The organism is Acidiferrobacterales bacterium, assembly GCA_028820695.1.
GTDB lineage: Bacteria > Pseudomonadota > Gammaproteobacteria > Arenicellales > JAJDZL01 > JAJDZL01.
The window spans coordinates 85302-100711 of record JAPPIB010000055.1 but is presented as its reverse complement, the minus strand read 5'-3'; the positions used below and the strand labels follow the sequence as shown (position 1 = coordinate 100711).

Sequence of the window (15410 nt, the reverse complement as noted above, 5' to 3'; positions counted from 1 at the left end):
CTCTATCCGTCCGTATTGGCGATGATTCGGCCGTCGGAAATTTCCACATGTCGGGTGCAACGTTGCGCGAGTTCCCTTTGATGGGTAATGAGAAGCAGCGTCGCGTTCTTGTCAGCACAACGTTGAATCAGAAGATCCATGATTCGTTCGCTGTTCGTCATGTCCAGGTTGCCGGTGGGCTCGTCCGCAAGAATCAGGTCAGGTTGCGCAATCAACGCACGGGCGATGGCGACGCGTTGTTGCTCGCCACCTGACAGTTGGCTCGGATAGTGACCGAGTCTGGACAGAAGGCCGACCTCGGCGAGCTCGCTTCTCGCCCGATCGAATGCATCCTTGTCTCCGGACAATTCGAGTGGAATTGCGACGTTCTCCAAGGCCGTCATGGTTGGAATCAGATGAAAGGACTGAAAGACAATCCCGACATGCTGTCTGCGGAACCTGGCAAGCTCATCTTCAGTCGAGTCGTTAATTCGCACTCCTGCAACAACGGCCTGTCCACGGGTGGCTTTTTCCATGCCGCCGATAATCATCATCAAACTGGTTTTGCCGGCACCTGACGGTCCCGAAATACTGACACTCTCGCCGTACCTTACGTTGAGATTGACCCCTCGAAGTATCTCAACACTCCCTGCCTGGCTTTTGAGTACCAACCACAGATCGTTGAGCGCAACGATAGGCTCATTTTCTTTGTTAACCATCTTCATTCCCGGATTGGCACGGACAAATCAAACCATCCTGATCGGAAAACTGGTGAGGACGGCCGCGGATGTGAATCACCAGCACACGGATAGATGTGGTTATTCGGGTTATTTTCAACTGTTGCAATGCAAGTTTGGCGGCTCGGCTCCCGAGATCGATGATCCGCCGCTGATCTCAAGCTCACGATGGTCGCTCAGCAACCAGTTTTCTATTGCCGGGATCAGGTCATCCAATACCGTTCGATGTCTACCCTTCATGCTGCACTCCCAGATGATGAGCACGCGCCATCCCAAGTCAAGCAATTCTTGCCGGACTTTCTGATCACGTTTTTGGTTGTTGCTGATCTTGTCGCTCCAGTACTTCTGATTCGTTGCCGGCATCCTGAACAAGGTGCAATCATGTCCATGCCAGAAGCATCCGTGAACCATAATCACTGCCTTGAACTTCCGAAATGTCAGATCCGGTGTGCCGGGAAGGGTCCGGTCATGAAGTCGGTACCGGTAACCGTTGCGATGCAGCGCCTTGCGGATTGTCATTTCCGGCTTGGTATCCTTCGCGGTAATGGACGCCATGATCCGGCTTCGTTTCGCTTTGTCAAATACGTCAGCCATGACGATGCGGATGTCAGAACTATTGTGGGAGACTCGGCGTCAGCGATACGGCATTGCATCGGGGTTCATCGGGTACAGTCAGGCGGGTCCGGCTTGATAGGGCTCAAGAATCATGGCTGTACACTCGGTTCCCGCGATCCGTCCTGACCCGTCTCTTCTTCGCGGTGAGCGTCACCGATCACATCGATCCTTTCCCTCACACTGTGTGTTCTGCGGGTGATCCGGGATACATCGCCCTGCAGCCGGTCGAAGTTCTTTTGGAGTTTTTTTGCCAGTTCGTCCAGTTTTTCGACCTCAACGGCGACTTTCAGCAAGACTTCCCTGACCTGTTGCGCCTGATGGCTCAGTTCGGCATCTCTGACAATACCGCGAATCGCGGTTACGGTCGCCATCATGGTTGTCGGCGACACAATATATACCCGGGCATCGTGTGACTCCTTCACAAGATCCTGGTGAGCGTCCTGAATTTCCGCGAAAATTGCTTCGGACGGTACAAACATCAGCGCGAATTCACTGGTTTCACCGGCTACGATGTACTTGTTCGCAATGTCCACGATGTGCTTCCGGACTGCAGTCTTGAACTTTCGGCGTGCTCCGTCTACGTCCTTGGTCTCGCGTGCGTCCTGAATGTCCTGAAAGGATTGAAGCGGAAATTTTGAGTCGACGCAGATCGAGCCGGGTGGATTCGGCAACTTCAGTATCAGGTCAGCCCGTCTGGCGTTCGAAAGCGAAGACTGAAACTCATAGCTCTGTGCCGGCAACACGTTGCGGATGATGTCTGCAAGTTGCTGTTCTCCGAATATACCTTTGTGCTTGGTACTTGCGAGCACCTCATGCAATCGGTTGACCCTCGTCGACAAATCCGTGATTTTGCCCTGATATACCGTAATCTCCCCAAGCCTTTGTCTGAGGTCACCTAGCGTTACCGACGTCTCTTGGGACGTTTTCTCAAGAGTCTGTCGAACATCAATTCCGGTTCTTTCCAGACGCTGATCCAGCAATCCTGTCAACACTCGTTCCTGGGCGGCGAGTTTTTCGGTGATTTGCTCAAGCAGGTCGAATCTATCGTCGTGGCTGTTGCGGGCCGATGAACGTCTGAGCAACACAAATGAGACCCACGCCAAAATCAGCACAAATCCAAGCACAAAAAACGGGTCGGTCAAAACTTGCAAGGCAGATTCCCTCACTGGTTGGAGATCTCCGAAACTGTCGATTCTTTCAGGCTGATTACTCTATATGCCAGCGCGGCAACTGGCGCAGACTATTGTAGTGGTCAATGGACAATTATGCATCTAACATCACACTCGCGTAACCTGATTGGCGATAATAATAGGTGTATGCGAGGCATCCGGTATCGCGTGCGCCCGTAATTGTCAACAGCCATTCATGAACAATTCGAATCTCGCCGAAAATTATCGAACCGTAGTGGACCGGATTCACGCGGCCGAAAGGCAGGCGGGCAGGCAAGCCGGCTCTGTAAGTCTGGTGGCGGTCGGAAAACTGCACCCGGCACAAGCCGTCAGGACCCTGGCTGAATGTGGCCAGCGCATTTTCGCGGAGAATTTTGTCCAGGAAGCGATCGGCAAGCAGCGGATGCTGTCTGATCTGCAACTTGAATGGCATTTCATCGGAAGCATACAGAGCAACAAGACCAAGGATATTGCCAATCACTTTTCCTGGGTACACAGTGTCGACCGATACAAGATTGCCAGGAGGCTGAACGATCAGCGCCCTGATGATCTGCCGCCATTGAATCTGTGTGTCCAGACCAATCTGCAAGGCGAGGCGACAAAGTCGGGCGTGGCTGGTGAGCAGTTGTTGCCGTTGCTGGACGAGATCGCGAGTCTCCCCCGCGTTCGTATTCGGGGTTTGATGATCATACCGGAACCTGTCGACACGGTTGAGCGGCAACGCGCGGTTTTTGCCCGATTGAGACAGTGGCTGGAACTGGCGATCAAGCAGGGGCATCCGCTGGATACTCTGTCCATGGGCATGACGGCAGACATGGAGGTTGCGATCAGTCAAGGCTCAACCCACGTCCGCATCGGCACCGCACTGTTCGGGCCTCGGCCTTCCAGGACGCAGCGTTGAAAACGTCTTGCCGGATGGATTCCAGGTCATTAAAAAACCCGACTCACTTCAATCAGCAGCGATTATGAATAACACGTTCTTCGGTTCGTTTCCGGGCCTGGCAGCAGTCATTTTTGTTGTTGCAGGTTTGCTGCCGGCCGAAACTGACGCTGCCTCCCCGGAATCAATAAGGATTGTCGCAATCGGCGACAGTCTGATCGCAGGTTACGGACTCGCGTCCGAACACGGGTTTACGTCAAAACTGCAGAACACACTGAAGGAGAGAGGCTGCCCGGTCAGCATCGTCAACTCCGGCGTGTCCGGTGATACCACTGGCGGCGGACTCGCGCGGGTCGACTGGGTGCTGTCCGATCCATACTCGGGCGTGATTGTGTTCCTGGGCTACAACGACGCGTTTCGAGCTGTACCGGTTGAGTCCGTTCGTCACAACCTGACCGAAATAATCAGGAAAATCCAGTCCAGAGGGTTGCCCATATTGTTTTTCGGTGCGAAGGCGCCCCGCAATCTTGGAGCAGACTACTACGAAAGGTTCGACAGCATCTACCCGGACCTCGCCGAGGAGTTTGGTTTGCTGTTCTATCCTTTTTTTCTTGACGGCGTCGCAACCGAACCGTCATTGAATCAAAACGATGGCATTCATCCGAATGAGGCGGGTGTTGACTTGATTGTCGGCCGAATCGCTCCGTATGTCGGGCAGCTGATTCAACAGATTGCGTCGTCGCAAACTTCTGACGAACTGCCCCAGTTGTCAAATTGTTCAATATAATAACCACCGGTTTGTAAGGTCATGTGCTGAAAATTCTGAGCAGGCAGTCATTGAAATGTCAAAAAAGTCTTCCTTGATTCTATTCGCTACGGTGGTATTTACACTAGGTGCCCTGTTGGGATGTGGAGACAGGCAGTCAGACCGGAAGTCAAGTCACCCTCCTGTTCCAGATAACCCGAAAGGAGGGGGAGATATCCAAGGTTCGCCGCTGTTTTTGTTCAATCAAGGCGGTGGGCGGCTCGGCCCCGGTGAAGACGATCCAGCTTATCAGGAATACTTGCTCTGGAAAGAGTGGCAAGAGTACCAGAAATATCAGGAATGGCTTCGAAACAACCCGGATGCCCAGCCCGTCAATCAAACCGGCGAATAACACAGTCCCGGACAATGGATACTGTCTGTGACCAGGCAGGATTCAGCCATCATTCCAACAGTCTCAATGCTTTCGCTACATGATGTTGCCTGGCGTTCCAAACTCGCCCGGGCAAAGATTCCTCAGTTACGCTTGAGATACAGGCATTTTCGTTTCTCTGCATCCAGTCAATTGAGGCGGCTGGAGTTGCGGCGACGCGGTATCCATTGAGTGTTGGAACCGATCGAACTGACTGCCCGATCAGCCGGTGCCGCATGACTTACTTGCGGCTGTCAGAATCGCTCAAAGCATTTTGCTGAATCGCGAGTTTGATTGATTTCAGGACTGTCGAACAGATGAAGTCAATTTTTGCACTTTGGATTCCGATTTGGGAATGAGGCCATCGCAGGCCCGACAGCCCAGTACATTGATTTCCATCGACATCAATCGTAAGTGTCAACGCTTCAGTGTCGAAAGTCCATTTCAACGAAACGGTCAAGTTAAGGTTGAGGTTGGTAACTAAATTCTTCAACTCCAGACTGTGAACGAATATCAGTGGCTGCAATTTTTCGATTCTAAATCCCACAAATGCGAATTCTTGCTCTTTGATTGACTCCCAGCGCGAGGGCTCGAAGAGGGTAGCCGAGTTGATTGTTCGATCCCTGACACTAAGTTTCGAGCCGGCGTGATATCTTTGAAATAGCGGTTTCACATGCTCGCTCAGCAGTTGCTCAAGATGATCAAGCGTGGGTCTGATGTATGCGTAAAACACTGCGTCCAGTGTGCCGCGGTCAGACGAATCGGGCAAATCGGACAGACCAGTTCGTGCAATGGATGACATTTCTTTTTCAGCTTGAAAACGATCAAGCACATCAGACAGGTCACCGAAAGGCACCACCTCAACTGAACTTTGGGTTTGGCGAGCCGAACCGCCATAGACAATGATTTTTCTTGATATTTTCGGAATCAGATCTCCAATTCTGTCAAACGGCTTGAAATAGTCGGTTGCGATCGTTGCTCCCGATTTGATCTCGATCGCGAATATTTCATCGCCTGTCTCGAACAGCAAGTCGCACTCCAAACCTCGACTGTCACGAAAAAAAGAAAGAATTTCTCGTTTCCCGTTATTGAAACAATACTTCATGGTTTCTACGACGACCATGTTCTCAAATAACGCTCCTCGCATCGGGTGGGTGCTGATCTGTTCCGGCTGGTTGATACCGATCAGATAGGCCGCGAGCCCTACATCGTAAAAATAGATTTTTGGTGACTTGACGAGACGCTTGCGAAGATTGGCACGAAATGGAGGCAATCTGAAAGCAATGAAACTGGTTTCCAGAAGATTGAGCCACTGTTGTGCTGTTGTGTGCGATATACCTGCATCTGCTCCAATTGTGCTCAAGTTCGCGATCTGTCCGATTCTGCCGGCACACAGACGAACGAAACGCCGAAATTCCTGCCGATTGCGAATTTGGCCTATCCGCAGTATGTCCCGTTCAACGTAAGTCTCAAAGTAGTCAGAGTAGGCTTGGTTTGCATCAAGCTGCTGGTCATATATGCGTGGATAAAATCCCGAATAGAGAATGTCTTCGATTGATTGGCCGGCACCCGTGCTGTCGCGTTCAGCAATGGTTAAGGGAAGCAGGTAAAGTAAACCGGTTCGGCCTGCCAGGGACTGACTGATTGTGTTTGAGAGTTTGAAGTGTTCGCTGCCTGTCAGAACAAACAGGCTACTACGCCCTTTATCGTCTGACAGAACCTGCAGGTATGAAAGAAGTTCCGGGACACGCTGAACTTCATCAATAATTGCGCCATCGTCAATTTCAGACAAGAATCCGCGAGGATCGCTTTGAGCAAATTCCCGCACATCCGGTGACTCTAGATTAACGTACCTCAGATGAGGGAACACAGCGCGGCACAGTGTTGTCTTGCCGGATTGACGCGGACCGGTCACGGTTACGAAAGGATACTGCTCAAAGAGCCTGACAAGACGCGAAGCGATAGCTCGATCAATCATAACTTCAATTGTACATTGTCATGCACAATATGCATATAGTATTTGCATTTTGTGCATAACATGTTCGTTTCTCTGCATTCATTTGATTGAGGCGGCTGGAGCACAGACTGAGTTCGCTCAAGATGGCTCTGGGGCGCAAGATGCAAGCCACGAACGGGTAACGAATATCTGGAATGTCGCAGTAATCAATTGCAAGGACAGCACCGTCTGGCTGGTCTTGCGCAGGAACTGTCACCATCGGCCGCCGTTGACGTCCAGCTGCGATCGGCGATATGAAGCGCACCGTATTGTGAATTATTCCGCCGTCGGGCGCGCTGGATGATTTTCCAAAGGTCAGATCTGCGGGCTGACAAGGATGGATGATGCCAGGCTCAGTCTGGAAATGACCCCCGGCCGATCAGGTTAGCAAGCGTTCGTAAATGATCCCCAACAACTGTTCGCCGTATTGATCATCCGACTCGTCGTCCCCGGAGCCCTCAACATGAATTCTTGTCTGGGATCCATGGTCGGTGACCAGTACCCTGAAATGCTTCTGTGCTACTTCTTTTTTGTCTTTTCTCCAAAATGCGAGTCGCCATCTTTTCTTTTTGTCTTTTTCCAGATGGCTGAAGCTGACGAGATATAGACCCTGGCTTCGATCCAGATCATCGATGTTTACACCTGAAGCTTCCAGCGTTCGTCCAACCCGTACCCAAGCCGAATCAAAATTCTCTGAAATTACAATGGTCTGCCGTCCTTCGATCACTGTAATCGATTTATTGGAAACCGCGCTCGCCAGTGCTGTGCCGGACTCATCCTGCTGATAGCTCGTAAGCAGATAGTACCTGAGTCGGGTCAGGAATTCCTTGCTGCCCTCGGCATTCACCTCGACGTTGAACTCAGTCTTGGCGACCACCTGCGTCTCGGTGGCACTCGTCGTTACTACGTGCAACTCATCGATTCTTCCTTTGTATTCCTTGAATCCTATTCGCTGCAGCAGGGTGGGCAACTTCTTGATATCAACCCCGGAAACAACGAATTTACCGATTTCCTCATCGGCACTGTTCACCTTGACATCCATGTTGTGGAGCGCAACCTTCATCCGCTCAAACACGGCCTGTGCTGAATCGACCACCCGCAATCGTATCGCGTTCTCTCCGGTATCAATCACCGTTACCTTGAAGAAGTCCTCGCCGCGTTCGACGGCCTCGCGATACTGATCCGCGTCAACACCAATACCCTTGTCCGCTCTTTGAAACTCCTGGAATTTCTCGAATTCAACCCACGTCCCATAGTTTCTGAACTGTTCTGGAGAAAGATCCTCGGGAGCAAGTTCAGCCGGATTGTACTCACCGGGAATCTGGAACTGCTCAGCTTCCGGGAGGGGGGACAGGCCCGGTGGAACTTCCAGCGGGTCCAACACTCGGGACGACTGCAGCAACGACAGTTGTTTACCACCAAATTCCGCGCAACCGGTGATGACCAGTGCTGAGAAAATGACCACAGTCAGTTTGGCAACGTGGTTCATCTGTGACTTTGTGACGGTTTCCATAACTGTTTGTGCCTTCACTCGATGTTCAGATTCATTCGTTCAAGTATCCCGTCAAGCTCATCAAGATTTCCGTAGTGAATCCTGATGTATCCTTTTCCATTCCGATCATGAATATCGGCTTTCGCTCCAACTTTTTCTGACAATTCTCGCTCAAGCCTGGAAATGTCGGAATCCTTGGGTTTCGCTATTTTACCCGACTTGCGCCCGCGTTCGCCCCAGCGTTTGACCAAATCCTCTGTTTTTCGCACATTCAGGGCATTTTGCACGACAACCCGTGCCGCCTCAATCTGATCGGTCTTGGCAAGCGCAAGCAGGACTTTGGCGTGACCCGTCTCAATCTGACGGTTTTGAAGCATTTCCAACACAGGTTCAGCCAATGACAATAGTCTCAGTATATTGGTGATGGTGGCTCGCGACTTGCCGACATTCTCACCGACCTGAGCGTGCGAGAGATTGAACTCCTCAACCAGTCTTCTGATCATGTTCGCCTCTTCAACCGGGTTCAGGTCCTCCCTCTGAATGTTTTCAATCAGTGCCATCGCCATACTCGACTGATCGTTCAGCGTACGGACAATGACCGGCACTTCGTGCAGACCCGCCATCTGCGCCGCCCGCCATCTTCGTTCTCCGGCAATGATCTCAAATCCAGTGCCGCTGTCCGACTCGCGCGCGAGAATTGGCTGAATGATGCCATGGGCCCTGATTGAGTCGGCCAGCTGTCGCAACGGCTCGTCTTCTATTTCCATACGCGGCTGATAGGCACCTGAGTGCAGCTTTTCAATCGCGATCATGCTCACATGATCAATCGGAGCTGTCGTCGCTTTCGTCGCGGCCGACCCAAGCAACGCACTCAAGCCCTGGCCTAATCTTTCCTGACTGCTCATCTTCGCTCTTCCCTACTCAGCACTTCACCCGCTAATGCCAGGTAAGCCAATGATCCGGCACATTTTTTATCGTAATCAAGCACACACTTGCCATGGCTTGGCGCTTCAGCGAGCTTGACGTTTCGCGGAATGAAGGTACGATAGACCTGATCATTGAAATGGTTGTTCAATTCTTCAGATACTTCTTGGTGCAGCTTGTTTCTGCGGTCGTGCATGGTTCGCAGAATTCCTTCCAGTTGCAGATTCGGGTTGAACGACTGACGAACAGATGCAATTGTATCAAGCAAGTCAACCAATCCCTGCAAGGAAAAAAATTCGCATTGAGTGGGAACGATAACTCCGTCGGCTGCCGTCAGAGCGTTGATCGTCAGTATGTTCAGCGATGGCGGGCAGTCGATCAGGATGTAACCATAGGTGTTTTTAAGTGAGCTCAGCGCGCGTCTGAGCTGGTATTCTCGATTTTCCAGATTGAGCAGTTCCACCTGTGCGCCGGCAAGGTCCCTGCTCGCGTACACTGCATCTACGCCAAAGTCTGTCCGGCCGACGACCTCCGCAATGGTTGCCGCGCCAATGAGCACATCATAGATGCCCTTCGCGTCCGCATCTGTTGTCGCATGCCCCATTCCGGCAGAAGCGTTTGCCTGTGAGTCCAGGTCAATCAACAAGACCTTGCGTTTCGCACGCGCCAGCGAGGCTGCGAGATTGATGCCGGTCGTTGTTTTGCCAACCCCGCCCTTCTGATTTGCTATGGCTAGTACACGGCTCATGATATTCATCTGCACTCAATTCGTTTTTCTTTTTATAACAACAAGATGCCTGCTCTCACTCAAGCCTGGTACCGACAACTGATGAACGGCACAGTCACAGATTGATCGAATCGTCTCAAGCTCTCGTTTCGGATACTTGCCCTTCATTGCGAGAATCCGTCCATTCGACGTCAGGATCGGCAACTCACACTCGGCGACTGTAGCCAGTGAACCCAATGCCCGTACCAAGACCGTATCAAAACTTCGACAGTCCTTCGACAGTTCCTGTACCCGTTCGCACAGCACAGTCACATTGCACAACCCCATCTGCGCAACACAATGCCTGAGAAACTCGGACTTCTTCATGCTCGAATCCAATAGAACAACATGCGAATCCGGTCTGGCCAGGGCAATCGGAATACCGGGATATCCCGCGCCGCTTCCGATGTCAATGACTTCCTTCCCCTTGACGTGCTCGACAATCGAAAAACTGTCCAGCAGATGCCTGACCACAACATCGCCCAGATTTCTGATCGCCGAAAGATTATGGACACGATTCCAACGCAGCAACATCTCGGCATGATCAAGGCAGCGGTCGATGGCACTCTCCTGAAGGGTTATATTTAATGTTATCAACCCCTTACGTAATATTACATCCGCCTGGCGCCGATTGATTGCCAAAGTGGCGCTGTCCTGTTCCAAGACTGGCCTGTCAATCAGATTTTCCATCGGGTCGCAAGAGGCCACAATCGGACTTCAGGCAGACTTCAACATCGCCTGCTTTTTCAGATGTACGGAAAGAGCGGCGATTGCGGCCGGTGTCACACCGGGTATCCGCGAAGCCATACCGAGATTGTCGGGTCTTTTTGACTGCAGTTTCTGTCGGACCTCATTGGATAATCCGTGCACCTGAGTGTAGTCCATCGAATCGGGCAGTCGTATGCCTTGTGCATGCGAGGCCCTGTTAATCGCGGATCGCTGTCGATCGATGTATCCTTCGTAACGTGCCTCGATTTCAAGTTGTTCAGTGATCGTCTGATCTTCGACAGGCGTACCGGTGCCTGGAATTCTCATCACAGATTCATAGCTGACATTGTTATCGCGCAGCAAATCGAACAAAGTCGAATCGGCCGTCAGGTTCCGCCCCAATGCCTCATAGATCGCTTTCTGATTGGTCTTGGATGGTGTGACCGTATGTTGCTGCAAGCGGTCGCGCTCACGTGACAGTGCATTGCGTTTTTCAGTAAACCTCGCCCAGCGCTCATCACATACGAGTCCGAGCTCACGGCCTTTTCCGGTCAGTCGCAGATCCGCATTGTCCTCGCGCAGAATCAGTCGATGTTCGGCCCTGGACGTGAACATTCGATAAGGCTCATCGGCCCCCTTGGTCACCAGATCATCAATCAGGACACCGATATACGCCTCGTCTCGACCCGGCCACCAGGGCAACATGGACTGCGCCGTCCTCGACGCATTCAGCCCCGCGATCAGTCCCTGACAAGCGGCCTCCTCGTATCCGGTGGTTCCGTTGATCTGTCCGGCCAGAAACAATCCGGGCATCAGCTTCGACTCCAGAGTCGGCTTGAGATCAGTCGGGTCAAGAAAATCGTACTCAATCGCATAGCCGGGACGTGTCAGCGTCGCATTTTCAAATCCCTCAATCGACCTTACGAACCTGCACTGAACATCAAACGGCAAACTCGTGGATATGCCATTCGGATAGATCTCGATTGAGTCCAGCCCTTCCGGCTCAACAAATATCTGATGTGACGCACGATCCGCAAATCGAACAATCTTGTCCTCCACCGACGGACAATATCTTGGACCAATCGAGTCAATTGCTCCGCCGTACATGGCGGACTGGTCAAGTGCGCCTCGAATGATGTCGTGAGTACGCTCATTGGTGCGTGCGATGTGGCAGGAGATCTGCCGAGGATGCTCATCGGAACTGCCCATGAACGAAAATACCAATGATGGATCATCGCCGGTTTGCACCTCAAGCCTGGAGTAGTCAATGGTCCTGCTGTCAATTCGGGGCGGTGTGCCGGTTTTGAGACGTTCCACGTGGAACATCATCCGTCTGAGCCGCTTCGAGAGCCGGTTTGAAGCGGCATCGCCCGCGCGTCCGCCACTATGATTCTCAAGACCGATATGAATGGTACCGCCGAGAAAAGTGCCGGTTGCCAGTATGACGGCACTTGCCTTGATCCGGATGCCGAATCGCGTCAATACGCCCCGGACCATGCCATCTTCAACCAGAAGGTCCTCCACTTCTTGTTGAAAGATGGTGAGACGGTCTTGTCGTTCCAGCAAGGTCCGAACCGCGGATTTGTACAGTGTGCGATCAGCTTGGGCGCGGGTGGCCCGAACCGCGGGGCCTTTTCTGACATTCAGACGCCTGAACTGTATGCCGCTTTTGTCGATCGCTCTCGCCATGACGCCGCCCAAAGCATCTATCTCGCGTACGATATGTCCTTTGCCGATCCCGCCGATTGCGGGATTGCACGACATCTGTCCGATGGTCTCAATGCTCTGGGTGAGCAACAATGTCTCACTGCCGGTGCGCGCGGCCGCCATTGCAGCCTCGACCCCGGCATGACCGCCGCCGACCACCACAACGTCATATTCCTGTGGATGTCTCATCCGTCAGCTACCGTTGCATTATTGGTGATAATAGTCATATTGTGAAAGGATTTGCTGGGTAAATCCCCAGGCCTCTTCGAATGTCAGGAGTTCCTGCTGGGGAAACACAATGCGAGTATACAACCCTTCCGGCCGCTCGGACTTCAATCGGGTCAGAATCTCATCCAATTGCTGCCGATCAACAAACGTCGCCACAGTCTGGTCCGGCAACTTGTAAGAAAGAATCTGATTGCCGGAATCATCTTTTGTGTAACGCACATCGACAATATAACGGTTCGCGGGGCTTCTCGCCGGACGCAGCATCAGCTGCGCCTCTTCCTTAAGCTCGACCAGGTCCGATCTCAGACTTCGTGCTTCCTGGCTGCTTTCGGCAAATGCAACCTCCAGTTCGGCCAATTCGCTCAGTCGTTCCTGATAGGCTTGCTTCAGTTCCTCAAGTTCGTCCTGCGACTTCTGTCGGTCAGATTGCAAGGCGTCCCTCTGACTTGTCAATGTATCGATCTGCCGCTGTCTGCCCTCAATGTCCGTGCCCAGCCGATCGGTTATGGAGCGCAATGTGTCAAGCTGCGCTTCCTGGTCGGATTGACGGCGTCTTAGAAATGACAACTCTGTTTCCAGGGCCTGACTCAGGTTCTGAAGATCAGTTCTTTCCTGAAACATGGTCGAAAGGTCACGCTCCAGACTCGCGATCTGGGTTTGCTGTGTATCGATTTGTTCCTCGTGAGCAGTTGACTGCTCCCGCAATTCACGTTCCGCTGTGCGAATGCTCCCAAGTGTTTGATTAAGCTCCGAAAGCTGGCGCTGGTACTCAGAATTTCTCGTATTCAGATCGTCAATCTGTCTTTCCAGTTCGGTACGTTGTTGCGTCAGTTGAATAATCTGCGACGTTTGCTCCTGACCCGCTTCCTCAAGCTGCTTTCGCGTCGCGATCAATTGTGCGACCTGTTGCAACTGTTCGCTGCGCAGAGATTCCAGATTCTCAATGGTCGCATTCAGCCGCGCAACATTCGATGTAAGTTCCGTGCTGCGACTTTCCAGCTCGTCCTGTGTGCGGCTCAGCTGCTCAATGTGCTCATTCTGTACTGCGACAAGCTTCTCAAGCTCGATACGCTTGCGCTCCTGCTCGGTAATCTGTACCAATTGCTCCTGTGTCGTCGCCTCAAGCGCGCTTCGGTCATCAATCAGGGTCGCGATGCGTTCCGCCTGATCGTCGCTCAGCAATCCCAGCTCGTCTCGCTCCTGCGTCAGTTGTGCAATCTGTGTCTGTTGCTGTCCTGACTGTTGTTCGAGTTCATTATGTAATTGAATCAGTTGTGTTATTTGTGATTCCTGCAAACCGGTCAGTGACTCCAGTGAGACCCGGGTCTCAATCAGCTCGGCAATGCTCTGTTGCTGCTCAAGTTCAACCATCCGCAGATTTTCCAGTGATTCGTTCAGACTGGTGACCTCAATCAGTGTCTCCTCAAGGGTCATCTGAACGGTCCGAAGTTCGCCCAACTTGTCGTCAAGCTCCTGCTGCACAGCAGCCAGCGCCTGCGACTTGCTCTCGCTCACGGATTCCAGGTCCGCGATAGTCAAATTCATCGATGCGATTCGTTCGGTCAGCTGCGTCCGCAATGCACGGGATTCGGTGAGCTCGGCGCCAAGATCTTCCAGTTCCAGGTTCAACTGCGCCTGCGTACGGTAAAGATCGGCTGTCTCATACTCAAGCTCGGCAATTCGGGTACCGCGCTGTTCCGCCAGCAGGCTCGCTTCTTTCTGAAGACGCTCTGAATCGACCGCTCGTTGCTCAGTTTGTCTAATGATTTCCGATAGATAGGCGGCTCTATCCCGTAGAGAGCTGATCTCTTGGAGCGCTTCGCCCTCGGACGAGAGAGATGACTGCAGATCTTTGCCCAATTGAACATTGCGCAGCATGAATATGACTGAAGCCATCAGAAAGATCATCACGATCACCATCATGATGTCGGTGAATGACGGCCAGATGCTATCGTCTGAGTGACTGGCCTCGGATGCCCGATGAACGCGAAGGTCAACGAATCCGCCAGTGTTCCAGGTCATGTCCATCCCCCTCCGGGGTCAGTTCTTGTCGGACTCGTCGCGCAACCTGAATCCCGCACGCAGTATGCCGCGAATATCCGTCAGCAGATGCATATTCTGGTCGGTTAACTTCTCAAAGTTGGCAAAAACCTCGTCTTGTTTGGCACTGATTTCCTGAATTTGACGAATGAAGGTGTCAAACTTGTTGATCGTCTCAACGGTGCCTGCGAGCATCGCACTCAGATTCTGCTCGGGTGACCGAGTCGCGGCCTGGTACCGCGGCACCAGCACTGTAGCGGTAATGTGTTCAATTTTCCCCAGCACGTAGGATTGGGTGTCAAGCAGTTTCAGGTAGAAGTAGCCGAACAGAAAATAGGCCAGGATTGCGGTCATCGTAGTGGACAGCGCTGTCGACATGCCGTGAATGACAATATCGATACCTCGCAGGCTGTTGGCATCGGAAATCGCAGTTGATGCACCCAAAAGCGCCACGGTCAGCGATATGATCGTGCCGAAAACCCCTGTCAGGATCAGTATGTTGTTGACAAACTTGGCGAAACTGGTGCGGCTGGCCTCCTGAGCAAGCAATGTTGCGGCCAGCGCGTTGTGATTGAACTCCGTGCGGGTACTGAAAAAATCACTCACAATCCGGTAGCGTTGCCCGATGATGGTGCCTTCAGGGATTTGATCGAGTTGGTGCTCCACATCTTCCGACGAAACTGCGTCGCTGAACTGCTTGAGCGCTTTCTCCTCGCGACCATAGAGAAGAAACAGCCGTACCAACTGCGAAAGACCCGCAACAAAAAGGGCCATGATCGAAATATTGACGATCAGACCGACTCGGGTCACCTGGTTTCGAATATAAAGGTCCGCCAGATAGTCATACTGCCAGATAATCACCGAAGCGACTGCCGCCAGCACGATCAGCATCTGCAAAAGAACCGCTTGGGATTTGTTCAGATTCGTCATTTTGTATTCAACGCCAGTTCGGTCGCGGGACCATCAATGCGGATCAGGCCGGACAGGGTGTCAA

Annotated in this window: 14 protein-coding genes; 3 read left to right on the top strand and 11 right to left on the bottom strand. The window is 52.3% G+C overall.

Annotated elements, in window-relative coordinates:
• Window positions 1-2: 2 nt before the first annotated feature.
• The 3 genes from OXI60_11200 to OXI60_11190 all read right to left on the bottom strand — a co-directional run bounded on the left by OXI60_11200 (window position 3) and on the right by OXI60_11190 (window position 2482).
• Entirely contained in the window at window positions 3-698 is a 696-nt protein-coding gene (locus tag OXI60_11200; GenBank protein ID MDE0310375.1) for an ABC transporter ATP-binding protein, read from the bottom strand.
• 114 nt (window positions 699-812) lie between these two features.
• Window positions 813-1310: a very short patch repair endonuclease gene (locus tag OXI60_11195; GenBank protein ID MDE0310374.1), complete on the bottom strand. Its 498-nt coding sequence runs from the start codon at window positions 1308-1310 to the stop codon at window positions 813-815.
• Between the two features lie 110 nt (window positions 1311-1420).
• The gene (locus OXI60_11190) at window positions 1421-2482 is read right to left on the bottom strand and encodes a DNA recombination protein RmuC (GenBank protein MDE0310373.1); all 1062 of its coding nucleotides are present in this window, start codon (window positions 2480-2482) and stop codon (window positions 1421-1423) included.
• Between the two features lie 214 nt (window positions 2483-2696).
• On the opposite strand from OXI60_11190, the gene OXI60_11185 reads away from it, so the two are divergent.
• The 3 genes from OXI60_11185 (at window position 2697) to OXI60_11175 (ending at window position 4537) form a co-directional block, all read left to right on the top strand.
• Window positions 2697-3401, top strand: a complete 705-nt coding sequence (locus OXI60_11185; GenBank protein MDE0310372.1) for a YggS family pyridoxal phosphate-dependent enzyme — start codon at window positions 2697-2699, stop codon at window positions 3399-3401.
• Between the two features lie 64 nt (window positions 3402-3465).
• Complete coding sequence (locus OXI60_11180; GenBank protein ID MDE0310371.1) at window positions 3466-4167, top strand: arylesterase; 702 nt, start codon at window positions 3466-3468, stop codon at window positions 4165-4167.
• Between the two features lie 55 nt (window positions 4168-4222).
• Complete coding sequence (locus OXI60_11175) at window positions 4223-4537, top strand: hypothetical protein (protein ID MDE0310370.1); 315 nt, start codon at window positions 4223-4225, stop codon at window positions 4535-4537.
• A gap of 259 nt (window positions 4538-4796) precedes the next feature.
• On the opposite strand, the gene OXI60_11170 is transcribed toward OXI60_11175, so the two are convergent.
• The 8 genes from OXI60_11170 to OXI60_11135 all read right to left on the bottom strand — a co-directional run bounded on the left by OXI60_11170 (window position 4797) and on the right by OXI60_11135 (window position 15346).
• Window positions 4797-6533: an ATP-binding protein gene (locus OXI60_11170; GenBank protein ID MDE0310369.1), complete on the bottom strand. Its 1737-nt coding sequence runs from the start codon at window positions 6531-6533 to the stop codon at window positions 4797-4799.
• A 397-nt stretch (window positions 6534-6930) separates the two neighbouring features.
• On the bottom strand, window positions 6931-8064 hold the full coding sequence (gene bamC / locus OXI60_11165) for an outer membrane protein assembly factor BamC (GenBank protein ID MDE0310368.1): 1134 nt from the start codon (window positions 8062-8064) through the stop codon (window positions 6931-6933).
• A 14-nt stretch (window positions 8065-8078) separates the two neighbouring features.
• The gene (locus tag OXI60_11160; GenBank protein ID MDE0310367.1) at window positions 8079-8948 is read right to left on the bottom strand and encodes a ParB/RepB/Spo0J family partition protein; all 870 of its coding nucleotides are present in this window, start codon (window positions 8946-8948) and stop codon (window positions 8079-8081) included.
• Entirely contained in the window at window positions 8945-9715 is a 771-nt protein-coding gene (locus OXI60_11155; protein ID MDE0310366.1) for a ParA family protein, read from the bottom strand. The genes OXI60_11160 and OXI60_11155 overlap by 4 nt, the downstream gene beginning before the upstream one ends.
• 15 nt (window positions 9716-9730) lie before the next feature.
• Complete coding sequence (rsmG, locus tag OXI60_11150; protein MDE0310365.1) at window positions 9731-10423, bottom strand: 16S rRNA (guanine(527)-N(7))-methyltransferase RsmG; 693 nt, start codon at window positions 10421-10423, stop codon at window positions 9731-9733.
• A gap of 27 nt (window positions 10424-10450) precedes the next feature.
• Entirely contained in the window at window positions 10451-12337 is a 1887-nt protein-coding gene (gene mnmG / locus OXI60_11145) for a tRNA uridine-5-carboxymethylaminomethyl(34) synthesis enzyme MnmG (protein ID MDE0310364.1), read from the bottom strand.
• 18 nt (window positions 12338-12355) lie between these two features.
• On the bottom strand, window positions 12356-14398 hold the full coding sequence (locus tag OXI60_11140; GenBank protein ID MDE0310363.1) for a hypothetical protein: 2043 nt from the start codon (window positions 14396-14398) through the stop codon (window positions 12356-12358).
• A gap of 18 nt (window positions 14399-14416) precedes the next feature.
• Window positions 14417-15346, bottom strand: a complete 930-nt coding sequence (locus OXI60_11135; GenBank protein ID MDE0310362.1) for a hypothetical protein — start codon at window positions 15344-15346, stop codon at window positions 14417-14419.
• Between the last annotated feature and the right edge of the window lie 64 nt (window positions 15347-15410).